The organism is Hyphobacterium lacteum, assembly GCF_036330345.1.
Taxonomy (GTDB): Bacteria; Pseudomonadota; Alphaproteobacteria; order Caulobacterales; family Maricaulaceae; genus Hyphobacterium; species Hyphobacterium lacteum.
The window spans coordinates 158,489-182,141 of sequence record NZ_JAZDRP010000001.1; the positions used below are offsets into that span (position 1 = coordinate 158,489).

The following is a 23,653-nucleotide window of genomic DNA, read 5'->3' on the forward strand; positions in this document are numbered from 1 at the left end:
GAAAATGGATCTCGCAACGCTCACCTCGGAATACATGCTCTTCAGCCCGGAAATCGTGCTGGCTCTCGGCGCCATGGCGTTGCTGATGCTGGGCGTCTACATCAAGGACCACGGCAAGGCCGCTGGCCTCGTGGCGCCGCTGACGGCCGGCCTCCTTGTGCTGGCGGGTATCGTGGCGGCTTTCCTGGTGCCGGGCGAGGGCGGTCAGGCCTTTGCAGGCGCCTTCATCTTTGATCCGCTGGCCCTGTTCTCGAAGATCGCCATCTTTGGCGCAGCCGCCATCGCGCTGCTGTTTGCCGTGCCCTATCTGAAGGCCGAGAAGCTGGCCCGTTTCGAGTATTTCGTCCTCATCGCCCTGGCCGCGCTCGGCATGTCGATGATGGTCTCGGCCAACGATCTGATCTCCATGTATATGGGCGTCGAGCTGCAATCCCTGGCGCTATATGTGATGGCGGCCTTCAACCGGGATTCGCTGCGCGCGTCGGAGGCCGGCCTCAAATATTTCGTCCTTGGTGCTCTGTCGTCCGGCCTGCTGCTCTACGGTGCCTCGCTCGTCTATGGTTTTACCGGCGCCACCGGCTTCAACGAGATTGCCCAGGCGGCGTCTTCGGGAGAGGTCAATCTCGGCCTGCTCTTCGGTCTGGTCTTCGTGATCTGCGGTCTGGCGTTCAAGGTCTCCGCAGCACCCTTCCACATGTGGACACCCGATGTATATGAGGGTTCGCCAACGCCGGTGACGGCCTTCTTCGCGACCGCTCCGAAATTTGCCGCCATCGTTCTGCTCGCCCGCGTGCTCTACGAGCCGTTCGGTGCCATGACCGATCAGTGGCAACAGGTGATCACCGCCATCGCGATTGCCTCCATGGCGGTCGGCGCATTCGGTGCTCTGACCCAGCAGAATATCAAGCGTCTGATGGCGTATTCCTCGATCGGTAATATGGGCTATGCACTGGTGGCTATCGCCTCGGGAACCCAGACCGGATTGTGGGCTCTGCTGGCCTTCATGATCCTCTACATGATCGGCCTCGTGGCCGCTTTCGGTGTGGTGCTGTCCATGCGCACCAGCGAAGGCATGGTCGAACAGGTCGATGATCTGGCCGGCCTGGCCCAGTCACGCCCCGGCCTGGCGTGGACCATGACCGGCGCCATGTTCTCGATCGGCGGTTTGCCTTTCCTGGTCGGCTTCTTCGGCAAGCTTTTCATTCTCTATGCCGCCCTCGATGCGGGGCTGGTGATCCTGCCGATCGCACTGGTCCTGTTCTCGGTCGTGGCCGCTGCCTATTATCTGCGCATCGTCCGCGTCATGTGGTTCTCCGAGCCGGTCGTCAACATCATCGGACCGCCCGGAACGACGGGCGTGATCACCAATGTCGCCGGCATTGCCACGGCGGCGCTGGTTATCATCGCACCGGTAATCTTCCTTCTGGCACGCGGCGCAGGGATGGGCCCGTTCTAGATGGCGCCGGGCGTCCGGATTGAATGGCTGGACGAGACTGATTCCACGAATGAGGAAGCCCGTCGCCGGTTCAGGGCCGGCGAGATCGGACCGCTATGGATTGCCGCCCGCCGGCAGACGGCCGGTCGGGGGCGCAGAGGGCGCAGCTGGGCGGATCTGGAGCAGAACCTCTATTGCTCGGGCCTCTATTCGCTGAAGTGCACCCCGGCGGAAGCGGCGCAATTGTCCTTTGCCGCAGCATTGGCCGCATCCGATGTCTGCCAGACCTTTCTGCCAGATCGGAACGTGCGGGTGAAATGGCCCAATGATGTGCTTGTGGACGGGAAGAAGATTTGCGGCGTGCTGCTGGAATCCGCAGATGCGCCCGGCAAGATTATCCAGCTGGTTGTCGGAGTAGGGCTCAATACCGCTGCGGCGCCGGACATCCCGGATTATCCTGCAACCAGCCTTGCAGGGCTGGGGGTGAAGGCGTCAGCCGAACAGGCGCTGGACTTGCTGACAGTGCGTTTCGAATACTGGCGCAGCGTCTGGGCCCGCGAAGGATTTGCGCCGCTCCGGGAGGCCTGGATGGCGCGGGCACATGGCGTCGGGCAGCGTTGTGTCGCCCGGCTCAGCCAGGAAACCCTGGAGGGTGTCTTCACCGACCTCTCCAGCGATGGTTCGCTGAAACTGGAAATGGCCAATGGCCAAACGCGGCTTATTTCAGCGGGAGACGTGTTTTTTCCCGGCGCTTTGGAGTAAACCGCCGAAATGTTTCTCGCGATCGATTGCGGCAATACCAATACGCTTTTCGCCGTCCATGACGGTGAGGGCTGGCGCGCGCAGTGGCGCACCGCCACGCATTCCACACGGACCGCTGACGAACATGCCGTCTGGCTGAGCCAGATCATGAGCATGCACGGGCTGGCCTTTGCCGACATATCGGCCTGTGTCATCTCGACCGTGGTGCCCCAGGCCCTGTTCAATCTGCGCAATCTCTCGCGCCGCTATCTCGGCGCCGAACCTCTGATCATTGGCGAGCCGGGGGTGGAGCTGGGCGTGGAGGTCCGCATCCCGCGGCCTCAGGAAGCCGGTGCCGACCGTCTGGTCAACGCGCTTGGTGCCCGGACAAAATATGACGGTGCGCTTCTGCTCATCGACTCCGGCACGGCGACGACCTTCGACGTGGTCTCCAGCGGTGGCGCCTTCGAGGGCGGGGTGATTGCGCCGGGGATCAATCTGTCGGTCAAGGCGTTGCACGATGCCGCTGCCCGCCTTCCACGTATCGAGATCCGCCAGCCGGAAACCGCGATCGGCAAGGATACGGTCACGGCGATGCAATCGGGTATTTTCTGGGGCTATGTCGAGCTGATTGACGGACTGGCTGATCGTATCAAGACCGAATACCCGGAAGACCTGACGGTTATCGCAACCGGCGGTGTGGCCTCTCTGTTCGACGGCGCATCCCGGACCATCGATCATTTTGATCCCGACATCACCATTCACGGCCTTTATGAGGTCTGGAAGCTGAACAGCGGCGGGTCACGCTGATGGTCGAGGACAACGGGCTCTATTTCCTGCCACTCGGCGGGTCCGGCGAGATCGGCATGAATCTCAATCTCTACGGCTATGGGCCGGAGGAGAGCCGCAAATGGATCATGGTCGATTGCGGGGTCACTTTCGGTGACCTCACAACGCCCGGCATTGATGTCATCATGCCCGATCCCGATTTCATCGAGGAACGTGCCCACGACCTTCTGGCTATTGTCCTGACCCATGCGCATGAAGATCACATGGGGGCTGTCGCTCATCTCTGGGAACGTTTCCGCGTGCCGATCTATGCGACGCCGTTTACCGCCTGGCTGATGGTCGACCGGCTGAAGGAAAAGGGCCTCGAGCGCGAAGCCATCGTCCACGTTGTACCGCTGGACGGACATATTAAGCTGGGGCCGTTCGATATCAGCTTTGTCACGCTGACCCATTCCATTCCCGAACCCAATGGTCTGGCAATTCGCACCCCGGAAGGCCTGATCCTGCACACAGGTGACTGGAAGATTGATCCGGAACCGCTGATTGGCGAGAAGACCGATGTCAGCGCGCTGACCGAGCTCGCCGATGAAGGCGTTCTGGCGATGGTCTGCGATTCGACGAATGTCTTCACCGAAGGCGAGTCCGGGTCCGAAGCCGGTGTCCGGAAAAACCTGATCGAACTGGTCGGCGAGCTGAAGGGCCGGGTGGCGATTGCCTCCTTCGCCTCCAATGTCGCGCGGATGGAGAGCGCCATTGTGGCCGCCGAGGCCAACGACCGGCGGGTCTGTCTGGTCGGGCGTTCCATGCACCGCATGGCGGGTGCCGCAAAATCCGTTGGCCTGCTGTCGCACGCCAAGCCCTTCATCGATGAAGACGATGCCTCGCATTTTCCGCCGGACAAGATTCTCTATCTCTGCACCGGCAGCCAGGGCGAGCCGCGCGCAGCCCTGTCGCGGATTGCACGGGGCGACCATCGCTCTGTCAATCTGACCAAGGGCGATACGGTGATCTTCTCCAGCCGGGTGATCCCTGGCAATGAGGCGGATATTTTCGAGCTCCAGAACCTGCTGTCAGAGCGCGGTGTCGACATTATCACCGAGCGCGATCGCCATGTTCACGTCTCCGGCCATCCCTGCCGGGACGAGCTGAAGCAGATGTATCAATGGGTCCGGCCGCAGATTTCCATTCCGGTCCATGGCGAACACCGCCACCTGGCCGAACATGCCGATTTTGCACGGTCGCTGCAGGTTCCGCAGGCCCTGGCCGGTCGCAATGGCAACATGATCCGGATTTCAAAAGACGGCGCCAGTGTCGTTGATGAGGTCAAGTCGGGCCGTCTCTATCTGGATGGCAATTTCTTGACCGAAGCCGAGAACCCGGCCATCCGCGAACGGCGTTCGATGGCTTATGCCGGACACGTTACCGTTGCCATGGTCATTGACGGGCAGGGCAGTCTGATCTCCGGGCCGGATGTGCGTGTTCTGGGGCTGCCGGAAAGCCGCGATCTGCGAGAGGATCAGCTGATGGACCGGATCAGCGAAGCCGCCGAAAACGCCTTCGACCGCCTGAAACGCCGCTCGCGCTGTGATGAAGGCGAAGTGGAAGAGGCTGCCCGCCGGGCCGTGCGCCGCGAACTCAACATGCTCTGGGGCAAGAAGCCCCAGGTCGACATCATGGTCCTGACCGCCTGAGGAGGCTGACATGAAGGTTGGACGCCTGAACCATATCGGTATCGCCACCCCCGACATTGCCGCGACGCGTGACAGTTATGCAGCGCTCTACGGGCTGGAGAATGCAACGGAAATCAAGGATTTCCCCAAGCTGGGCGTGCGCGTGTGTTTCGTCAGCACCGGTAATACCGAGCTGGAATTGCTGGAACCGCTTGGCCCGGAAAGCCCGGTCAATAAATTCCTCGAGAAAAACCCCAAGGGCGGACAACATCATGTCTGTTTCGAAGTGCCGGATATCATCGCCGCGCGTGATGCCATGCAGGCAAAAGGCGCCACCATTCTCGGCACTGGTGAGCCCTATATCGGTGCCCATGGCGTGCCGGTCGTGTTCGTCCATCCGAAGGACACGCATGGTGTTCTGATCGAGTTGATGCAGGAGCCGAAATGACGCCCTACCGGATTTTCCAGATTGCTGTCATCGCCCTGGCGGCGATCGCCTTGCTGGCGCAGCTCTTTCTGCCGGCGGCCGGGATCAATTTCGTTACCGGCATTGCCATCTATCTGACCGTCTGGTGGCTGGTCCTGTTCACAACCCTGCCGCTTGGCGTGACCGGCCAGGCCGAGAGCGGAGAAGTCGTGCAGGGCACGGAGAGCGGTGCCCCCCTTGATCCCGGACTGAAACGCAAAGCCTGGCTGACAACTTTTGTAGCGGCCCTGATCTGGCTGATCCTGTTCGGGGTTTTCGAGTTCCAGCTGATTACGCTGGATGATATCCCCTTTATCCCCGGTTCGGACGCCTGGGACGCCTAACCGTGGATCAGGAAGCTTTTCAGCCGCTGTCCCCAGCTGCGTTCGTAGAAGGGATCAGAGGCTTCCCGGAAATAGCGGGAAGGCCCGTCATCGTCCGGGCGCATGATCATCGCATCGACCGGCAAGCCTTGCGGGGCGTATTCCGCACAGATATGACCCAGCCCGATCCGCTCCAGATCGACGTTGCCGTCGAGTTCCAGTCCGACCAGCAGACTGAAGGGCTGATCGGCTGAGGAATCCTGCATCAGGGCGATATACGCCCGCTGAATGGCGCCATGCCGGGCAAACAGCCGCGTCAGCCCTTCGACAAGTTCAACAGGATATTCCTTTGGCTCTCCCAATTGTACGGGCGTTTCTGCGCGATGAACGCGTGTTTCGACCGGAGTGCTGGTTCCGTGATCGAGCAGATTGTCGACTTCACCCGGCAGGAATTCCTTGCCGAAATCCTGTCCCGGGTTGAGGAAAAGGTGACTCCCGCGCGTTGTATCGAACAGCTCACGCGCCTTGAAAGAGAGATATCCGGATTCACCGCTGATGGATTGCTGCAGGGCTTCCAGAGAGGTGAAGAAGGGGATGTAGCTCTGCCCGTCTTCATGGGTCCAGTTCGCCAGTGACAGCGTATCGCCGGCGGAAATCGTGATTTCATCGCCACTGGCCGGTGAATTGGCGTGTCCGAGAACATAGATCCGGGACTCGAGTAACATTTCGAGAAAGTCCGCCCGGGCGGCCGGGTCCGTTGCTGCCAACTGCAGGGCGCGCTCGAGATCGTTTCGTGGAAAATCGTCCATACCGCATTTCTGCCATGCCGCCCTTTGCAGTTGAAGCCCGCCATATGCCTTCGGGTAAAGCGCAACAGTCTTGCCCCTTCTGCCAAGCCCGGTTAAGCGTCGAGGCTTCACAGAACTGATGCGGACACACCCCAATGCGCCTTTCCCGCTATTTCATTCCGGTCCTGAAGGAAGCCCCTTCGGACGCCCAGATTGTGTCTCACCAGCTGATGCTGCGCGCCGGCCTGATCCGCCAGGAAGCAGCGGGTATCTATGCCTGGTTGCCATTGGGCCATCGCGTGCTGCGCAAGATCGAGCAGATCGTCCGCGAGGAACAGGACCGGGCAGGTGCGGTGGAAATGCTGATGCCGACCATTCAGCTGGCGGATCTCTGGCGCGAAAGTGGCCGCTACGAGGATTATGGCCAGGAAATGTTGCGCATTGTCGACCGTCATGAGCGCGATCTGCTCTATGGACCGACAAATGAGGAAATGATCACCGAGATTTTCCGCGCTTATTGCAAGTCCTACAAGGACGTGCCCAAGCTACTCTATCACATCCAGTGGAAGTTCCGCGATGAGCGCCGCCCGCGCTTTGGTGTGATGCGGGGCCGCGAATTCCTGATGAAGGATGCCTATTCCTTCGACATCGACGAGGACGCCGCGCGCAAGGCCTATAACCGGATGTTCGTGGCCTATCTGAACACGTTCGCGCGCATGGGGCTCAAATCCGTGCCGATGCGGGCCGATACCGGTCCGATCGGCGGCGATCTTTCGCACGAATTCATCGTGCTGGCCGAGACCGGCGAGAGTGAGGTTTTCTGTCACCAGGATCTTGTCGAGATGGGCGCACCTGGCGCTGACGTGGATTTTGACGGCGACCTTCAGCCGCTGGTCGATGAGCGCACGGCGCTCTATGCCGCCACCGAGGAAATGCATGAAGCCGACCGCTTTGCAGCCGAGGTGCCGGAAGACAAGCGTCTGTCCGCGCGCGGCATCGAGGTCGGGCATATCTTCTATTTCGGCACCAAGTATTCCGAGCCGATGAAGGCTTTGGTGACCCATCCGGATGGAAAAGAACGCCCTGTCCATATGGGCAGCTATGGTGTGGGTGTGTCACGCCTGATGGGCGCCATCATCGAGGCGAGCCATGATGAGAACGGCATTATCTGGCCGGAGAGCGTCGCGCCCTTCGGCGTGGGTATCATCAATATGCGCTCTGATGACGCTGACACGTCAGCGGCCTGCGACAAGGCATACGAAGCCCTGACGAAGGCCGGCAAGGAACCCCTGCTGGATGACACTGGTGAACGGGCTGGTGCAAAGTTCGCCACGATGGATCTGATCGGCCTGCCTTACCAATTGGTCATTGGCCCCCGCGGCCTGAAAGAGGGCAAGGTGGAGCTGAAAGTGCGGCGCACCGGCGAGAAGCTGGAATTGCCGCTGGATGAGGCGATCAAACGCCTGGCGGAAGGATAACTGGCTGATGGCTGAGGCGAAGCTGGGCGGGGCCCGGCCGTTTGCACCCTTCGAATTCGTGATCGCGATGCGTTATTTGCGCGCGCGGCGCAAGGAGGGAGGAATTGCACTCATCGCGATCATCTCCTTCCTCGGCATCATGCTGGGCGTGGCGGCCCTGATTATCGTGCTCTCCATCATGAACGGCTTCCGCTACGAGCTTCTGAGCCAGCTTCTCGGAGCGCAGAGCCACGTCTATGTTGACGTCCGCGGCCTGACCGAGCGGGAAGTCGAGGAGATCCAGGGCGATCTTATCGGCATTCCGGGGGTGCTGAATGCGGGCCCGCGCTTTGATGGCCAGGCCCTGTTTACCGCCAACGGTCAAACCGTGGGCGCGCAGGTGGTCGGGATCGAACCCGCAGACCTTGCCAACATTGACAGGATTTCATCGGCACCGGGACCGGGAGAGCGTTATGGCCTGATCGCTGGCTCATTCGATGAATTCGGTGTCGGCAATCATGGGGGCGATACGATTCTGATCGGCGCCGCCCTGGCACGCCGGCTTTCAATCGAACCCGGTGACGAAATCACGCTTCTGGCGCCGAATGGGTCGTCGGGACCGTTCGGGACCGTACCGCGGCGCAAGGCCTACACGGTCGGTGGCATTTTCACGGTTGGCGTTCACCAGTTTGATCAGGTGGTCACTTTCATGCCGTTGGAGCAGGCGCTGTTGTTCTTTTCCCAGGATGGTCCGATGACGATCGAGGCCCGCGTCCGGAACCCTGTCGAGATCGAGCAGACCATGGCGTCTGTCCGCCGCGCTGTCCCATCGGGCACAACCGTCTTCGACTGGCGCGATCAGAGCCTGGCCTTCTATCAGGCGCTTCAGGTCGAACGTTTTGCGATGCGGCTTATCCTGTCCGTCGTTATCCTGATCGCTGCGCTGAACATCATTACCGGCCTGGTCATGCTGGTGAAGAACAAGGGGCGCGATATCGCCATTCTGCGCACCATGGGTGCTACGCGTGGCTCGGTAATGCGGGTCTTCCTGTTGATCGGCATGCTGATCGGCATGGTCGGCGCCCTGGGTGGTGCCTCTCTCGGCTTCCTGTTCGTGCTCAATATCGAGAGCATACAGAGCATGATCGAGGTTCTGACGGGGGTCGATCCTTTCAACCCGGAAGTCTATTTCCTGACCCGACTGCCAGCGAGGATCGATCCGGGCGAGGTGACCTTCGCCATTCTGTTCGGCCTGTTCTCGGCCTTTCTCGCGGCCTTGCCGCCCGCATGGCGGGCCGCCCGTCTCGATCCGGTAGAGGCACTGCGTTATGAGTGACGCCGTCCTTTCCCTGCGCGATGTAACGCGCACCTATGAATCCGGGGATGAGGAATTGCACGTCCTGCGCGGCGTCAATCTCGATCTCCAGCCCGGTGAGATTGTCGGCCTGATCGGACCATCAGGTTCGGGAAAGTCGACCCTGTTGCACATTGCCGGCCTGCTGGAACCGCCTGACGGTGGTTCGGTCCGCCTCGACGGGATCGATGCCGTGAATGCCAGCGACGATGTGCGAACCGGGCTGCGCCGGAACTACATCGGCTTCGTCTATCAATTTCACCATTTGCTGCCCGAATTCGATGCGCTGGAGAATGTTGTTCTGCCCCGCCTTATCCATGGCGAGCTGCGGAACAAGGCCATTCCGGAGGCGACGCGCTTACTCACGGCACTGGGGCTCGAGGACCGGCTCACTCATCGTCCGGCTGAACTTTCGGGTGGTGAACAGCAGCGCGTGGCGATCGCGCGGGCATTCGCCAATAATCCCAAGCTCATCCTGGCCGACGAGCCAACCGGCAATCTCGATCCCAAGACATCAGATGCGGTTTTTGCCAGCTTCCGCGATGCCGCCCGGGACGAGGGAGTGTCGGCCCTGGTCGCCACCCATAATATTGGTCTTGTAGAGCGTATGGATCGGGTTCTCGCGCTCGAAAACGGCGAGCTCGTATCCTACCAGCCCACTGAATAGAAACAGGTTTCGCGCGTTAACGAAAAACCTCTTGGCAATAAGAACAAAACGTGAAAGAACATAACCAGAACACGACGATATGTTGATGGAGACGGTTATGAAAAGACTTCTGGCGGATGCGACCTCGGCGGCTGCTATTCTGGGCTTTGGCTGGATGATTTTGATGTGGACATCCATCCTCCTCGCCTGACCAAAACGCCTATGCTCTGCTAGGAGTGAGTCGATTGATGAGGAGCGGTTTTCATGGGCGAGGGAAGGGATGTTCCGGGCGAAGCTTTTGTCCATCTGCGGAACCGCTCACCCTATTCGCTTTTGGAAGGCGCCATCCCGATCGGCAAGATGGTGGAGCTGGCGAAAGCCGATGGCATGCCGGCCATCGGGTTGACCGATACCAATAATCTTTTTGGGGCTCTCGAATTTTCAGAACTGCTCTCCGGGGCGGGCGTTCAGCCGATCACCGGCTGCACCTTGTCGATACGCCTGACCGACCCCCGCCCCGGAGACGCAGCCCAGCCGGACGGCACGCTGGCACTACTGGCTGCAAATGAGGCAGGTTACAGAAATCTTCTAAAGCTCACGAGCGCCGCCTTCCTGGAAGTCGGACCGACCGAGCTGCCCCACATCACCGCACAGCGGCTTTTTGAACACGCGGACGGGCTGATTGCGTTGACCGGTGGTCCGGACAGTGTCTTGAACCGTTTCATCACGGAAGGGCATAAGGGCGCCGCGGGCGAATGGCTGTCGCGCCTGGCCGAGGGCTTCGGTGACCGGCTTTATGTCGAGCTCCAGCGCCATGGCCGCCGCGAGGAGCTGATCGCCGAGAACTGGCTGGTCGAAGCGGCCTATGAGCGTGGCCTGCCTCTGGTGGCCACCAATGAATGCTATTTCCCCGGCCGGGACATGCACTCGGCGCATGATGCGCTTTTGTGTATTGCAGACAGTCAGTATCTGACGGTGGATGAGCGTCGCCGTGTCACGCCGGATCACTTCTTCGCTTCATCCGAGGAAATGATCGCGCGCTTCGAGGATCTGCCCGAAGCCATCGAGAACACAATCGAGATCGCCCGGCGGTGTTCTTTCCGGCCAAAAACCCACGACCCCATTCTGCCGGGCTTCCCGACCGAGGGTGGACGCGACGAGTTGTCCGAGTTGCGCGCTCAGGCAGAAGAGGGCCTGAAGGCCCGGCTCAACGCGGTCGAACCTGCCGAGCCCGAGGAAAACTATTGGCAACGCCTCGAGGTCGAACTCGAGATCATCGGCAAGATGGGTTTCCCCGGCTACTTCCTGATCGTGGCCGATTTCATCAAATGGGCCAAGAACCATGATATCCCCGTCGGGCCGGGCCGTGGCTCGGGGGCAGGTTCGCTCGTTGCCTGGGCGCTGACCATTACAGACCTGGATCCGCTGCGCTTCGGATTGCTTTTCGAGCGCTTCCTGAACCCGGAACGGATCTCCATGCCCGACTTTGACGTCGACTTCTGCCAGGAGCGGCGAGGCGAGGTGATCCGCTATGTGCAGGAGCGCTATGGCGCCGATCATGTGGCGCAGATCATCACATTCGGTACGCTTCAGGCACGCGCCGTTGTGCGCGATGTCGGCCGGGTGCTGCAGCTGCCGCTCGGCCTCGTCGACAAGATTGCCAAGCTGGTTCCTGCGAACCCGGCCAATCCTGTCACCCTCGCTGAGGCCATCGAGATCGAACCGCGCCTGCGTCAATTCGGTGAAGAGGAACCGGGTGTCGAGCGGCTGCTGGAAATCGCGCTGAAGCTGGAAGGTTTGTACCGGAATGCGTCCACCCATGCTGCCGGTGTGGTCATCGGTGACCGCCCGCTGGAGGAGCTGGTGCCGCTTTATCGCGATCCGCGGTCCGACATTCCCGCCACCCAGTTCAATATGAAATGGGTCGAGCCGGCTGGGCTGGTGAAGTTCGACTTCCTGGGTCTGAAAACCCTGACCGTGATCGCCCGGGCAATCGGTTATATCGAGAAGGCTGGTGGCGAAGTGCCTGACCTCGAGAACGCCGCTTTCGATGACCCGAAGGTCTACGAGCTTTTGTCCACGGGCGCGGGAATCGGCGTGTTCCAGATGGAATCCTCGGGCATGCGGGATACGCTATCCAAGATGAAGCCGGACAAGATCGAGGATCTGATTGCCCTGATCTCGCTCTATCGGCCGGGCCCGATGAAGAATATCGACGTCTATGTCGACCGGAAGTTCGGCCGGGCGGAAGTCGATTATCTGCACCCTGACCTGAAGCAGGTCCTGAACGAGACCTATGGCGTCATCATCTACCAGGAACAGGTGATGCAGATCGCCCAGATCCTGTCGGGCTATTCGCTCGGCGAGGCCGACTTGCTCCGCCGCGCCATGGGCAAGAAGAAAAAAGAGGAAATGGCCCAGCAGAAGGTCCGTTTCCTGGAGGGCGCTGAAGCCAAAGGCGTCTCGCGCGGCAAGGCCGAATACATTTTCGAACTGGTCAACGAGTTTGCCGGTTACGGCTTCAACAAATCGCACGCCGCCGCCTATGCCGCGATCGCCTACCGGACCGGCTATCTGAAGGCCAATCACCCGGTCGAATTCCTTGCCGCGCTGATGAGTCTCGATCGCAGCAATGTCGATAAGCTTGCCGTCTTCTTCCAGGAAGCGCGCCGCATGGACGTGCCGGTCCAGCCGCCGGACATCAATATTTCCGAAGCTGATTTTTCGGTGAAGGACGGAGCCGTTATCTATGCGCTCGGCGCCATCCGCAATGTCAGCCTTTCGGCCATGGAAGCACTGGTCGCGGAGCGCGAGGCCAATGGTCCTTTCAAGGATGTGTTCGATTTCGCCGAGCGGGTCGACCCACGGCTGCTCAACAAGCGGACGCTTGAGAATCTGGCCCGCGCCGGGGCCTTCGACAGCCTCGAGCCGGACCGTGCCAAAGCCTTTGCGGCAGCGGAAACACTGTGTGCCATGGCGGCCAAGGCGCAAGAGGAGCGCGAAACGGCTCAGGTCAGCCTGTTTGGTGATGCCGCCCCCGATGCAGGAGGGCTTGCCCGGCCGAAACTGCCCGAACCGCCGTCCTGGACCGCCACCCAGCGCCTGGACGAGGAATTGGCCGCCATCGGCTTTTATCTCTCCGGCCATCCGCTCGATGATATGGCCGACATGCTGGCGCGCCGCGGCGTGGTCTTTGTGGCGGATGCGCCCGACCGCGTTGCCGACGGCGCTTCGGCTATCCGGATGGCGGGGGTGGTCAGGCGGCGTCAGGAACGCGTCTCCCAGAAATCCGGCAAGCGCTTTGCCTGGGTGACCCTGTCCGATCCTTCGGGCGAGTTTGAGGTCCTGGTCAATCCGGACATGCTGAATGCTTTCCGTGACGTGCTGGAAGTAGGCGCCTCGGTGATGGTCGGGGTGAGTATTGATGACAAGGAAGAACAGCTTCGGTTTTTCTCCGAAAGTATCGAAGCACTGGATGAAGCGCCGGCCGCCGATGCGCTCAGAGTGCGTCTGGAACCCGAGGCGCTTGAAAGCGTCAAAGCCCGGCTCGACCGGGCAGCCGAAAGCGGAAAAGGTGAGGGCGTTGTCTATCTTGTACTTGCGGTATCCGAAGGCGGGGAGGCCGAATTGCGGCTTCCCGGCCGCGTACCCACCACGCCACCCGTTCAGGCTGCCCTGCGCGGGGTCAAAGGCGTAGAGAGTGTCGAGCTGATCTAGCCGGCCCTGAAATGCCCGTTCGGGCTTGCGCTAAGCGGAATCGCCCCGTATAAGCCCGCGCGATCACGCACGCGGAACTTCGGCGCGGCCTGTGTTGGGTCCGTCGCTCCGGTGTTGGGTTGGCAATTCCGCCAACTTGACTCCGTTCCGTGGAGGCTAACCGGAAAAGGATATGATCAATGGCACTGCCTGAATTCTCCATGCGCCAATTGCTTGAGGCTGGCGCTCACTTCGGCCACCAGACGCACCGCTGGAATCCCAAGATGAAGTCTTTCATCTTCGGGGAGCGCGCGAACATCCACATTCTGGATCTGTCGCAGACCGTTCCGCTGCTGCACCAGGCGCTCGTCAAGGTTCGCGATGTTGCGGCCAAGGGCGGCCGGATCCTGTTTGTCGGCACCAAGCGCCAGGCATCTGACATCATTGCTGCGAACGCCAAGCGTTGTGCGCAATATTACATGAACAATCGCTGGCTCGGCGGTACGCTGACCAATTGGGCAACGATCTCGAACTCGATCGCCCGCCTGCGTGAACTGGAAGGCCTGTTCGACGACGAACAAGCCCAGTCGGGTTTCACCAAGAAAGAGCTTCTGAACCTGACCCGCGAACGCGAAAAGCTTGAACTGTCGCTTGGCGGTATCAAGGAAATGGGCGGCACGCCGGACCTGATGTTCGTGATTGATACGAACAAGGAAGCCATTGCCATCCAGGAAGCCCGCAAGCTGGGCATCCCGGTCATCGGCATTGTTGACACCAATTGCGATCCCGATCCGATCGACTTCCCGATCCCGGGCAATGACGACGCAGCCCGCGCCATCTCGCTCTATTGCGAGCTGATTGCCGACGCTGTGCTGGACGGCATTACCCAGGGACAGGCCGATCTCGGCGTTGATCTCGGTGCTGCGGTCGAGCCGGCCGTTGAAGCTGCACTCACCGAGGAGCCGGCCGCAGAAGAAGCCGCACCGGTTACCGAAGCGGCCGCTGAAGCATCTGACGAAGCCAAAGAAGAAAAAGCCGAAGGCTGATCAGCCTTCCGAACCGCAATATAATCAGGAGTGAGACCGATGGCTGGAATTACTGCCGCCCTCGTGAAGGAACTGCGCGACATGACGGGCGCAGGCATGATGGACGCCAAGAAGGCGCTGACCGAAGCCAATGGCGATATGGATGCCGCCGTTGACTGGCTGCGCACCAAGGGCCTGTCCAAGGCAGCCAAGAAAGCCGACCGCGTGGCCGCTGAAGGCCTGGTCAGCATCGCCGTTGAAAATGGCGTTGGCGTCGCTGTGGAAGTGAATTCCGAGACCGACTTCGTCGCCAAGAACTCCGACTTCCAGTCGATGGTGAAAGACATCACCTCGGCGGCATTCGGTGTATCTGACGTGGAAGGCCTGAAGGCTGCGAGCGTGAACGGGAAGGCTGTTGCCGATCTGATCACCGACAACATCGCCAAGATTGGCGAGAACATGTCGGTCCGCCGCCTGGCCAGGATCGAAGGTGGCAATGTCGCCGCCTATGTCCACAATGCTGCGGTTGACGGCATGGGCAAGATCGGCGTGCTGGTAGCCATCGATGGCGATAATGTGGATTTTGCGCGTCAGGTCGCGATGCACATTGCTGCCATCAATCCGGCCTCTCTGTCGGAAGCTGATCTCGACCCGGCTATTGTCGAGAAAGAGCGCAATGTTCTCACCGAGCAAGCTCGTGAAAGCGGCAAGCCGGAAAATATCATCGAGAACATGATCAAGGGCCGGATGAAGAAGTTCTTCTCTGAAGTGACGCTTCTCAACCAGTCTTTCGTGATCGACCCTGACAAGACGGTCGCCGAGGCCGCAAAGGATGCCGGCGTCACCATCACAGGATTTATCCGGATGGAAGTCGGCGAAGGCGTTGAGAAGAAGTCGGAAGACTTCGCCGCCGAAGTCGCTGCAACAGCGAAGGGCGGTTAACCCGAAATCAGCGCCGGAGCCTTACCGCTCCGGCGCTTTTATTTTAGTCTATGGCCATGACTGATTCTGCCGGAGAAAAGCCCTCGCAGGCGCCACACACCCTCTACAAGCGGGTGTTGCTGAAGATTTCCGGTGAGGCCCTGATGGGCGAACAGCAATACGGTATTGACCTGAATGTTGCGGAACGCGTCGCGCGCGAAGTCGCAGAGGCCGTGAAGAATGGCACCGAGGTCTGCCTGGTCATTGGCGGAGGGAATATCTTCCGCGGCCTGTCCGTGGCAGCCAAGGGCATGGATCGCGCCGCAGCCGACTATATGGGCATGCTGGCGACCGTCATGAATGCACTGGCGATGCAGAATTCGTTGGAGCGGATCGGTGTCCCGACGAGGGTCCAGTCCGCGATCCCGATGACCTCGATCGCCGAACCGTATATCCGTCGCCGTGCCATTCGCCACATGGAAAAAGGCCGGGTTGTTATCTTTGCTGCAGGCACCGGCAATCCGTTTTTCACCACAGATACCGCTGCAGCGCTTCGCGCTGCCGAAATGGGGTGTGAAGCCCTGTTCAAGGGCACTCAGGTCGACGGGGTCTATTCCGACGATCCGCGCAAGAACCCGGATGCGGAACGCTACGAGCAACTGGATTATCTGCAGGTTCTTGCCCAGGACCTGAAGGTCATGGATGCTGCAGCCGTAACATTGATGCGTGAGAATGCCGTGCCTATCGTGGTGTTCAATATTCACAAGCCGGGCGAATTCGCACGCGTTCTGGCAGGTGAGGGCACCTGCACAACCATCGGCGAACGCCGTCAGGCCCAATAACAACAGGGGAAAACCCATGAGCGCGAGTATCGACCTCAAGGACTTGCAACGCCGTATGGATGGCGCACTCGATGCGCTTCATAAGGATTTTGGCAGCCTGCGGACCGGCCGGGCATCGGCCAGCCTGCTCGATGCCATCAATGTCGAAGCCTATGGCTCGCCTACGCCGATCAACCAGGTCGGTACCGTGTCCGTGCCCGAACCGCGCATGATCTCGGTCCAGGTCTGGGACAAGGAACTGGTGGGTGCGGTCGACAAGGCCATTCGCAACTCGCCTCTGGGTGTGAATCCCGTGGTTGAAGGCACGCTGCTGCGTATTCCGATCCCGCCGCTCAACGAGGAACGCCGGGCCGAGCTCGCCAAGGCGGCGAGCAGCTATGCGGAACATGCGCGTGTAGCCATCCGCAATGTCCGCCGCGATGGCATGGATACGCTCAAGCAGATGGAAAAAGACGGCGAAATCAGCGAGGACGAGCTGAAGAGCCAGTCCGATAGCGTTCAGAAGCTCACCGATGACTATGTCGGCAAGGTGGACTCTTCGCTGAAATCCAAGCAGGACGAGATCATGCAGGTCTAGGCCTGTCCGGCTTGGGAGGTGTTCATGGCTGAAGGCGAAAACAAATGCCGGGGTGTCCGGCATGTCGCCATCATCATGGACGGAAACGGCCGTTGGGCGCAACAGCGCAACCGGCCCCGCGCATTCGGACATTCCAAAGGGGTTGAGGCTGTTCGCGAAGCCGTGCGCGCTGCGGGCGATCTTGGCGTCAAATATCTGACCCTGTTCGGATTTTCGACCGAGAACTGGCGCCGGCCGAGCGAAGAGGTCGATGCGCTGTTTGACCTGATGAAACGGTTTGTCGATGCCGATCTGGCAAAACTGGATCGCGAAGGCGTCAATATCCGGATTGCCGGCCGCCGCGAAGGTCTGTCGGCCGATCTGCTTGAAATCGTCGAGCGGGCCGAGAAAACTACCGAGAAGAATGACCGCTGTTTTCTGACCATTGCCTTCAATTATGGAGGCCGGGACGAAGTGGTCCGCGCCACGCGCCGGATTGCGCGGGAAGTGTCCGAGGGCCGTCTGGATCCGGGCGCTATCACCGAAGAAACGTTCGCCAGCCATCTCGATACGGCTGGAATGCCAGATCCGGACCTGGTCATCCGCACCAGCGGCGAACATCGCACCAGTAATTTCCTGATCTGGCAGGCTGCTTACGCTGAACTGGTTTTCCTGGATGTGCTGTGGCCGGATTTCCGGGCCAGTCATTTCGAGCAGGCCCTGGCTCAATTTGCCGCCCGCCAGAGGCGGTTTGGAGGCGTGGATGCCGCCTGAGACAGAGCCGGCCCGCCAGCGCGATCCGGCACTGGTCACGCGGATAGTGTCCGCCCTCATCCTGATCCCGGTTTCGCTATTCCTTCTCTGGAGCGGCGGTCTGGCCTTCACGGCCTATTGCGCGGCGTTTGCTGCGGCCATGGCCTGGGAATGGATGCGCATGGCCGACCGGGAAGCGCCGACGCGAAGCTATGCCATTGCCTCGGCAGCGGCTGCGGGAGCCGTCCTTTTCGCAGCGGATGGCGAGTTTTTCTGGATGATCGCCTGGCCAATGGCCGGCGCAATCGGTGTGAGTTTCACCGGTGATATGCCGACGTCCCGGCGCTGGCGCGGCGGTTTCGGCATCCTATATGTCGCTTTGTCGGTTTCCGCATTGGCATCGCTTCGTGCCCTCAACGGGCTGGATGCGGCCGCCTTCATTCTCCTGGTCGTCTGGGCCGCTGATAGTGCGGCCTATTTTGCCGGAACCTGGATACGCGGTCCCAAGCTGTGGCCGAAGGCGAGCCCGAACAAGACCTGGTCTGGTCTGATTGCCGGTCTGGCGGGAGGTTGCGCGGCCGCTTGGGGTTTTGCTGCATGGCAAAGCTTTGACATCACCGGCACAATGATCGCGGGCCTTGTACTGGCGGTCGCGGCTATGGCGGGCGACATGGCGATGTCACTGTTCAAGCGTCTTTTCGGTGTGAAAGACACGGGCGAGATCATTCCCGGGCATGGCGGCGTGCTTGACCGTGTCGATGCGCTGATGGCCGCCTGTCTGACAGGGCTGGTCCTGGCCTCTCTGAATGTGCTTGAAAGCCCGTTATGAGCCGCCGAATTTCAATTCTTGGCGCCACCGGTTCGGTCGGCACTGCAACGCTGGATCTGGTCGGCCGTGCACCCGAGGGCGAATTTGAAATTGTCGCACTGACCGCGCACTCCAATGTGAAGGCTTTGGCGGAACTGGCGGAAAAATTCCGTCCTGAGATCGCCGTGATTGCCGATAATGCCAAGGCCGATGAGTTGGCCGACGCTTTGAAGGGCAGCGGGATCGAGACCGCAGCGGGTCCCGTCGCGCTTGTCGAGGCCGCATCGCGGCCGGTGGACTGGACAATGGCCGCCATCGTTGGTTCGGCCGGGCTGGAGCCGTCGGCAGCGGCCTTGCAGGCGGGATCGTCATTGGCGCTCGCCAACAAGGAATGCCTTGTCTGTGCGGGGGAATATTTTATCGATCTCGCCAGGCAACGCGACGCGCTGATCCTGCCCGTCGATAGTGAGCACAATGCAATCTTCCAGTCGATTTATCCTGGCCAGGACAAATTCATCCGTAAAATCACGCTGACGGCGTCTGGCGGGCCTTTCCGTGACTGGCCGGTCGAGAAGATGAAATCGGTCACGCGCGAAGACGCTTTAGCGCACCCGGTCTGGAGCATGGGTGACAAGATATCGATCGATTCCGCGACCCTGATGAACAAGGGGCTGGAAGTAATCGAGGCCTGCCGCCTGTTTTCGTTACCGCCGGAGCAGGTCGATGTGGTGGTGCATCGTCAGTCCGTGATCCATGGCCTCGTGGAATACATTGATGGCAGTGTGCTGGCTCAGCTGGGCAGCCCGGACATGCGTATTCCCATCGCTTCCGCCCTGTCCTGGCCGGAACGGATCGATACACCGGCCGAGCGGCTGGATCTGGCGCGCATCGGTCAACTGGATTTCGAAGCACCGGATAAGCAGCGTTTCCCGGCACTTCGTATAGCGCGCGAGGCATTGCTGGCCGGCGAGGGGGCCACGTCGGCCCTGAACGCGGCCAATGAAGTGGCTGTTGCAGCCTTCCTGGAACGCCGCATTGGCTTCCTTGACATCCCCCGGCTGGTTTCAGACTGTCTGGAACAGCTGGACGCAGACCATGCGCTTCCGCAGCGATTTAACGGTCTGGAAGAGGCTTTGCGTGTAGACAGACTGGCTCGCGACCGGGTTCGCGGTCAGCTGGCTTCGGTCAGCGCCTGAAATCAAAGAGGTCGCCTTGCTGGATTTTCTCACTTCGGGTCTGATTACGATTCTCGCCTTCACGGCGGTGATCTCGGTCGTCGTGATTGTTCACGAACTCGGACACTTCTTCGCCGGCCGTCTGTGCGGGGTGCACGCCGAAGTCTTTTCCATGGGCTTTGGTCCGACCCTGTTTGCCGTCCGGGACCGGCGCGGCACGATCTGGCGTCTCGCAGCTCTGCCTCTGGGCGGTTATGTGCGTTTTCTGGGGGATGCTGGCGCTGCCAGCGAACCTGATCAGGAAAAGCTGGCCGAAATGCGGGCCAAGCTCGGGGCAGCTGCAGACCGCTGCTATCATTTCAAACCGGTCTGGCAGCGCGCTTTTATCGCCTTTGCCGGGCCGCTCGCCAATTTCATTCTCGCTGTTCTGATTTTCTTTGTCTTGTTCGCCACATTCGGCCAATCCACGCAGGCGCCGATCGTGGGCAATGTGCGCGCTGAGTCAGAAGCCGAGCGGGCGGGCCTGCAAACCGGTGACCGGATTGTCAGTATTGCAGGCAACCGGATCGACAGCTTCCCCCAGATCATGACCGAATTCATGTTGCGGCCGGACGAAGAGCTGCTGGTTGTGGTCGAGCGGAATGACCGCGAGATCGATATGCTGATGACGCCGCGGATAGAGCGCGTTGCCGACGGACTGGGTGGTTTCCGCGAAAGGGCCATTGTCGGCTTCAGCGGAACCAATCAGCGTTATTTCCGGCAGTTGGGGCCCATCGAATCGATTGGCGCTGCGTTTGGTCAGGTCGGCAATGTCATTTCGCTAACCGGACGCTATGTCTGGCGCATTCTCACCGGACGCGTACCGCCAAACATGCTGAACGGGCCAGTGGGAATCGTCACGGTTTCCGGTCAGGTCGCCAATGCGACCATTGATAATGCACAGACAACCGGAGCAGCGGCCGGTGGCCTTGCATTAAATCTCATTCAGCTAGTGGCGCTTTTTAGCATCGGTCTGGGATTAGTTAATCTGCTGCCAATTCCCATACTCGACGGCGGACATCTCGTGTATTACGCCTACGAAGCGGTTGCCGGGCGGCCGCTCAGTGCGAAAGTGCAGGCGATCGGTTTCAGAGTCGGGCTTGCGTTGGTACTGGGTTTGATGCTTGTAGCAACCTGGAACGATTTGGTTTATTTGGGCGGATTGGGTTCCTGATCCGAAACACGAACGGCGGCCTGTATGTCGAGTTTTCAGCGCGTTCTGACCGCGGCTATTTTTTGCGTAATTACCGGTGTTGCGATGATCGGTGCCAGTGCACCGGTTCACGCACAGGCAACACAGGCTGCGCAAAGCCAGCCTCTGCGGCAGATTCTGGTTCAGGGTAACCAGCGCGTCGAAGCTGATACGGTTCTGTCCTATTTACTGCTGCAGCCGGGCGTTCCGGTCGATGCACGCTCTGTGAACCTGTCGATCCAGACGCTGTTTGCCACCGGCCTGTTTTCCGACGTGCGAATAGAGAACCGCGGTGATGTCGTGGTGATCTATGTCCAGGAAAACCCCATCATCAACCGCGTGATCCTTGAAGGAAACCGCGCCGTTGATGACGATGCGATCAACGAGGAAATCCAGGCCCAGCCGCGCGCCATCTTCACCCGAGCCCGGGTTCAGGCCGATGTGCAGCGCATCATCGAGGTCTATCGCCGTGCTGGCCGTTTTGCTGCACAGGTGACGCCGCGCATTGTCGAGCTGCCTCAGAACCGTGTTGATCTGGTGTTCGAGATTTCCGAAGGCCCGGTTACCGGTGTCCGCCGCGTCAACTTTATCGGCAATGACAGCTTCAGCGACCGTACTCTGCGCCGCGAGCTGGTGACGGTGGAATCGCGCTGGTGGCGTTTCTTCTCGACCAATGACAATTACGACCCCGATCGCCTGGAATATGACCGCGAATTGCTGCGTCAGTTCTACCAGAATCAGGGCTTTGCCGACTTCCGCACGGTGTCGGCCGTCGCCGAGCTGACGCCGGACCAGGAAGACTTTTACATCACCTTCACGCTGGACGAAGGTGACATCTATACCTTCGGTGATGTCAGCGTTGAAACCGAGCTGCCGGACGTCGATCCCGAGCGCCTGGTTCAATATCTGTCCGTACGTTCAGGTGAACTGTTCCAGGGCGAACTGATCGAGGAATCGGTCGACACGCTGAATTTTGCTGTAGGTGCCACAGGCTATGCCTTCGTCAATATCGTGCCGAATATTTCGCGGAACCGCGAAGATCGCACGGTGGACGTTGTTTTCGAGATCGAGGAAGGTCCTCGCGTCTATATCGAGCGCATCGATATCGTGGGGAACACCCGGACGCTGGACCATGTGATCCGCCGCGAGCTGGAACTGGTCGAAGGCGATGCCTTCAACCGCTCGCTGATCGATCGTTCGCAAGGCCGTGTACGCCGTTTGGGCTTCTTTGAAGAAGTTGAAATTACCGAGGTTCAGGGCTCATCACCGGACCGGGCGCGACTGCAGGTCGCCGTTACCGAGCAACCGACAGGCGAATTGGCCTTCGGTGCGGGCTTCTCCTCAACGGACGCATTCCTGATCGACCTTTCGATTTCTGAGCGCAATCTGCGAGGCCGTGGACAATTCCTGCGCTTCCGCATCGCGGCATCCTCGCGGCGCGAGCAGATCGATATCCGTTTTACCGAGCCGCGCTTCCTCGACCGCAATCTGGCGGCGGGCGTTGATATCTTCTCGGTTCGCTCGGATTTCATTACCGAAGCGAGCTTCGAAACCCAGTCGACCGGCTTCAGCTTGCGCGCCGGATTCCCGACAACACGCTCAACCAATCTGGGTCTGCAATACACGCTGCGGACGGATGACGTGGTGGTGTTTGCCGGCGCCAACCAGGCGCTGCGCAACCAGGCCGGCTCTCGTGTCACATCGGTGATGAATTACACCTTGCGGTGGGATCGCGTTGATAATCCGATCGAGCCCACGCGTGGTTTCCGGGCTGAAGTGGCCCAGTCCTTTGCAGGCATTGGCGGCGATGTCCGTTTCGTCTCGACGGAAATTACGGCATCTGTCTATCGCCCGCTCTTCTGGAATTTCGTGGGTAGCCTGAATTTGAATTCCGGCTTCATCATGGGCTGGGGCGGCGACAGCGTCCGAATTAACGACCGCTTCTTCCGCGGCGGTAACTCCTTCCGCGGCTTCGAAATCGCCGGTATCGGCCCACGGGTCGTAGTCCGAGACACCACAACCGGCCGCTTGCGTGGCGGTGACGCCCTCGGTGGCCGTTTCTACGCCATCGGTACCGCTGAAATGTCCTTCCCGCTGCCGCTGCCGGAGCAATACGGCGTGCGCGGCAGCCTGTTTACCGATTTTGGTACGCTCGGCCTTCTGGATGATGATGATCTCATCGCCGAAGCCACGCCGGGCTCTGCCTTCACCACAGACGATCTCTCGCTTCGGGTATCATCCGGCCTGAGTATCTTCTGGGATTCACCTTTCGGACCGGTTCGCTTTGATCTGGCCGAGGCGCTGGTCAATGAAACCTATGACCGCACCGAATTCTTCCGCTTCAGCACACGAACAGGATTCTAATCATGAAACCTTCCTCCCTTAATCCGCTCGCGCTGATCTTCGCGGCCGTAGCGTTTGTCTCGATTTCTGCTCCGGCGATGTCGCAGACAATGATCGTCATCAATGAAGACCGCATCCTCCGCGAAAGCGATGTGGGCGTTCACATTGCGGGCCGTCTGCAGACGATTTCCGAAGAAATGGACGGTGAACTTCGTGCTCTGCGTGAGCCGATCGACGCCGAAGCCGAACGTCTCAATGCAGAAACCCAGGGCCTGACCCAGGAAGCTGTTCAGCAGCGCCCTGACCTGATGCAACGCATCCAGACGGTCAGCCAGCAAGCCCAGCAATTCGAAGCAACCCGCCAGCGCTATGCAAACGAGCTGGTGGCCACCGAGCGCGCTGCCATGCGCCCGGTTCTTGAAGCGCTCCAGGCTGTTCTGCAGGAAGTCGTTACGGCGCGCAGCGCTGATATCGTGATGGACCGCAGCTCTCTGGTCTATGCCGGCTCTTCCGTGGATGCCAGCCAGGACGTGATTGACGGTCTCAACGCCCGTCTGCCCACCGTTCCGGTCAACCGCGTGCGTCTGCCGGAAGACGGCGGCCAACCGCAGCAATAGCCCGGAGGATAGCGGGC

The 23,653-nt window shown here is 60.2% G+C and carries 21 protein-coding genes; 20 read left to right on the forward strand and 1 reads right to left on the reverse strand.

Features of this window, described 5'->3' with window-relative positions; translation table 11 throughout:
• Positions 1-4: 4 nt before the first annotated feature.
• The 6 genes from nuoN to V0U79_RS00785 are packed head-to-tail and all read left to right on the forward strand — an operon-like array spanning position 5 to position 5,445.
• The gene (gene nuoN / locus V0U79_RS00760) at positions 5-1,456 is read left to right on the forward strand and encodes an NADH-quinone oxidoreductase subunit NuoN (RefSeq protein WP_330197546.1); all 1,452 of its coding nucleotides are present in this window, start codon (positions 5-7) and stop codon (positions 1,454-1,456) included.
• Positions 1,457-2,197 carry a biotin--[acetyl-CoA-carboxylase] ligase gene (locus V0U79_RS00765; protein ID WP_330197547.1) on the forward strand — a complete coding sequence of 247 codons (741 nt, stop codon included), beginning with the start codon at positions 1,457-1,459 and terminating at the stop codon, positions 2,195-2,197.
• Positions 2,198-2,206: 9 nt separating this feature from the next.
• Positions 2,207-2,986 carry a type III pantothenate kinase gene (locus V0U79_RS00770; RefSeq protein WP_330197548.1) on the forward strand — a complete coding sequence of 260 codons (780 nt, stop codon included), beginning with the start codon at positions 2,207-2,209 and terminating at the stop codon, positions 2,984-2,986.
• Entirely contained in the window at positions 2,986-4,656 is a 1,671-nt protein-coding gene (locus V0U79_RS00775; protein WP_330197549.1) for a ribonuclease J, read from the forward strand. The genes V0U79_RS00770 and V0U79_RS00775 overlap by 1 nt, the downstream gene beginning before the upstream one ends.
• A 10-nt stretch (positions 4,657-4,666) precedes the next feature.
• On the forward strand, positions 4,667-5,083 hold the full coding sequence (gene mce, locus V0U79_RS00780) for a methylmalonyl-CoA epimerase (RefSeq protein WP_330197550.1): 417 nt from the start codon (positions 4,667-4,669) through the stop codon (positions 5,081-5,083).
• Positions 5,080-5,445 (forward strand): DUF1467 family protein, encoded by a 366-nt coding sequence (locus V0U79_RS00785; protein WP_330197551.1) that lies wholly within the window; start codon positions 5,080-5,082, stop codon positions 5,443-5,445. Before mce ends, V0U79_RS00785 begins: the two co-directional genes overlap by 4 nt.
• Here the strand turns inward: V0U79_RS00785 and V0U79_RS00790 are convergent.
• Positions 5,442-6,233 (reverse strand): enhanced serine sensitivity protein SseB C-terminal domain-containing protein, encoded by a 792-nt coding sequence (locus V0U79_RS00790; RefSeq protein WP_330197552.1) that lies wholly within the window; start codon positions 6,231-6,233, stop codon positions 5,442-5,444. The genes V0U79_RS00785 and V0U79_RS00790 overlap by 4 nt on opposite strands.
• A gap of 134 nt (positions 6,234-6,367) precedes the next feature.
• On the opposite strand from V0U79_RS00790, the gene proS reads away from it, so the two are divergent.
• The 14 genes from proS to V0U79_RS00860 all read left to right on the forward strand — a co-directional run bounded on the left by proS (position 6,368) and on the right by V0U79_RS00860 (position 23,636).
• The gene (gene proS, locus V0U79_RS00795; RefSeq protein ID WP_330197553.1) at positions 6,368-7,690 is read left to right on the forward strand and encodes a proline--tRNA ligase; all 1,323 of its coding nucleotides are present in this window, start codon (positions 6,368-6,370) and stop codon (positions 7,688-7,690) included.
• Positions 7,691-7,697: 7 nt separating this feature from the next.
• A complete protein-coding gene (locus tag V0U79_RS00800; protein WP_330197554.1) occupies positions 7,698-9,005 on the forward strand; it encodes a lipoprotein-releasing ABC transporter permease subunit in 1,308 nt (435 codons plus the stop codon).
• On the forward strand, positions 8,998-9,690 hold the full coding sequence (locus V0U79_RS00805) for an ABC transporter ATP-binding protein (protein WP_330197555.1): 693 nt from the start codon (positions 8,998-9,000) through the stop codon (positions 9,688-9,690). Before V0U79_RS00800 ends, V0U79_RS00805 begins: the two co-directional genes overlap by 8 nt.
• A 243-nt stretch (positions 9,691-9,933) precedes the next feature.
• Entirely contained in the window at positions 9,934-13,386 is a 3,453-nt protein-coding gene (gene dnaE / locus V0U79_RS00810) for a DNA polymerase III subunit alpha (RefSeq protein ID WP_330197556.1), read from the forward strand.
• Between the two features lie 179 nt (positions 13,387-13,565).
• Entirely contained in the window at positions 13,566-14,411 is an 846-nt protein-coding gene (gene rpsB / locus V0U79_RS00815; RefSeq protein WP_330197557.1) for a 30S ribosomal protein S2, read from the forward strand.
• Positions 14,412-14,450: 39 nt separating this feature from the next.
• Positions 14,451-15,332, forward strand: a complete 882-nt coding sequence (gene tsf, locus V0U79_RS00820; RefSeq protein WP_330197558.1) for a translation elongation factor Ts — start codon at positions 14,451-14,453, stop codon at positions 15,330-15,332.
• 56 nt (positions 15,333-15,388) lie between these two features.
• Positions 15,389-16,153, forward strand: coding sequence for a UMP kinase (gene pyrH / locus V0U79_RS00825; RefSeq protein ID WP_330197559.1), 765 nt, complete (start codon positions 15,389-15,391; stop codon positions 16,151-16,153).
• Positions 16,154-16,169: 16 nt separating this feature from the next.
• A complete protein-coding gene (frr, locus tag V0U79_RS00830; protein WP_330197560.1) occupies positions 16,170-16,730 on the forward strand; it encodes a ribosome recycling factor in 561 nt (186 codons plus the stop codon).
• A 24-nt stretch (positions 16,731-16,754) separates the two neighbouring features.
• On the forward strand, positions 16,755-17,483 hold the full coding sequence (locus V0U79_RS00835) for an isoprenyl transferase (RefSeq protein ID WP_330197561.1): 729 nt from the start codon (positions 16,755-16,757) through the stop codon (positions 17,481-17,483).
• A complete protein-coding gene (locus tag V0U79_RS00840; RefSeq protein WP_330197562.1) occupies positions 17,473-18,291 on the forward strand; it encodes a phosphatidate cytidylyltransferase in 819 nt (272 codons plus the stop codon). The genes V0U79_RS00835 and V0U79_RS00840 overlap by 11 nt, the downstream gene beginning before the upstream one ends.
• Positions 18,288-19,466, forward strand: a complete 1,179-nt coding sequence (gene dxr / locus V0U79_RS00845) for a 1-deoxy-D-xylulose-5-phosphate reductoisomerase (protein ID WP_330197563.1) — start codon at positions 18,288-18,290, stop codon at positions 19,464-19,466. The genes V0U79_RS00840 and dxr overlap by 4 nt, the downstream gene beginning before the upstream one ends.
• 16 nt (positions 19,467-19,482) lie before the next feature.
• Positions 19,483-20,658 carry a M50 family metallopeptidase gene (locus tag V0U79_RS00850; protein WP_330197564.1) on the forward strand — a complete coding sequence of 392 codons (1,176 nt, stop codon included), beginning with the start codon at positions 19,483-19,485 and terminating at the stop codon, positions 20,656-20,658.
• 24 nt (positions 20,659-20,682) lie between these two features.
• On the forward strand, positions 20,683-23,040 hold the full coding sequence (bamA, locus tag V0U79_RS00855; protein WP_330197565.1) for an outer membrane protein assembly factor BamA: 2,358 nt from the start codon (positions 20,683-20,685) through the stop codon (positions 23,038-23,040).
• Positions 23,041-23,042: 2 nt separating this feature from the next.
• A complete protein-coding gene (locus V0U79_RS00860; protein ID WP_330197566.1) occupies positions 23,043-23,636 on the forward strand; it encodes an OmpH/Skp family outer membrane protein in 594 nt (197 codons plus the stop codon).
• Positions 23,637-23,653 lie beyond the last annotated feature (17 nt).

Excerpts from the sequence above, each read along its gene's own strand:
- pyrH (WP_330197559.1), top strand. The coding sequence starts at position 15,389 with ATGACTGATTCTGCCGGAGAAAAGCCCTCGCAGGCGCCACACACCCTC.
- V0U79_RS00800 (WP_330197554.1), top strand. The coding sequence starts at position 7,698 with ATGGCTGAGGCGAAGCTGGGCGGGGCCCGGCCGTTTGCACCCTTCGAA.
- frr (WP_330197560.1), top strand. The coding sequence starts at position 16,170 with ATGAGCGCGAGTATCGACCTCAAGGACTTGCAACGCCGTATGGATGGC.
- tsf (WP_330197558.1), top strand. The coding sequence starts at position 14,451 with ATGGCTGGAATTACTGCCGCCCTCGTGAAGGAACTGCGCGACATGACG.
- nuoN (WP_330197546.1), top strand. The coding sequence starts at position 5 with ATGGATCTCGCAACGCTCACCTCGGAATACATGCTCTTCAGCCCGGAA.
- mce (WP_330197550.1), top strand. The coding sequence starts at position 4,667 with ATGAAGGTTGGACGCCTGAACCATATCGGTATCGCCACCCCCGACATT.
- dxr (WP_330197563.1), top strand. The coding sequence starts at position 18,288 with ATGAGCCGCCGAATTTCAATTCTTGGCGCCACCGGTTCGGTCGGCACT.
- V0U79_RS00805 (WP_330197555.1), top strand. The coding sequence starts at position 8,998 with ATGAGTGACGCCGTCCTTTCCCTGCGCGATGTAACGCGCACCTATGAA.
- V0U79_RS00775 (WP_330197549.1), top strand. The coding sequence starts at position 2,986 with ATGGTCGAGGACAACGGGCTCTATTTCCTGCCACTCGGCGGGTCCGGC.
- proS (WP_330197553.1), top strand. The coding sequence starts at position 6,368 with ATGCGCCTTTCCCGCTATTTCATTCCGGTCCTGAAGGAAGCCCCTTCG.
- V0U79_RS00790 (WP_330197552.1), bottom strand. The coding sequence starts at position 6,233 with ATGGACGATTTTCCACGAAACGATCTCGAGCGCGCCCTGCAGTTGGCA.
- rpsB (WP_330197557.1), top strand. The coding sequence starts at position 13,566 with ATGGCACTGCCTGAATTCTCCATGCGCCAATTGCTTGAGGCTGGCGCT.
- V0U79_RS00840 (WP_330197562.1), top strand. The coding sequence starts at position 17,473 with ATGCCGCCTGAGACAGAGCCGGCCCGCCAGCGCGATCCGGCACTGGTC.
- V0U79_RS00860 (WP_330197566.1), top strand. The coding sequence starts at position 23,043 with ATGAAACCTTCCTCCCTTAATCCGCTCGCGCTGATCTTCGCGGCCGTA.
- bamA (WP_330197565.1), top strand. The coding sequence starts at position 20,683 with ATGTCGAGTTTTCAGCGCGTTCTGACCGCGGCTATTTTTTGCGTAATT.
- V0U79_RS00785 (WP_330197551.1), top strand. The coding sequence starts at position 5,080 with ATGACGCCCTACCGGATTTTCCAGATTGCTGTCATCGCCCTGGCGGCG.
- V0U79_RS00835 (WP_330197561.1), top strand. The coding sequence starts at position 16,755 with ATGGCTGAAGGCGAAAACAAATGCCGGGGTGTCCGGCATGTCGCCATC.
- V0U79_RS00770 (WP_330197548.1), top strand. The coding sequence starts at position 2,207 with ATGTTTCTCGCGATCGATTGCGGCAATACCAATACGCTTTTCGCCGTC.
- V0U79_RS00765 (WP_330197547.1), top strand. The coding sequence starts at position 1,457 with ATGGCGCCGGGCGTCCGGATTGAATGGCTGGACGAGACTGATTCCACG.
- dnaE (WP_330197556.1), top strand. The coding sequence starts at position 9,934 with ATGGGCGAGGGAAGGGATGTTCCGGGCGAAGCTTTTGTCCATCTGCGG.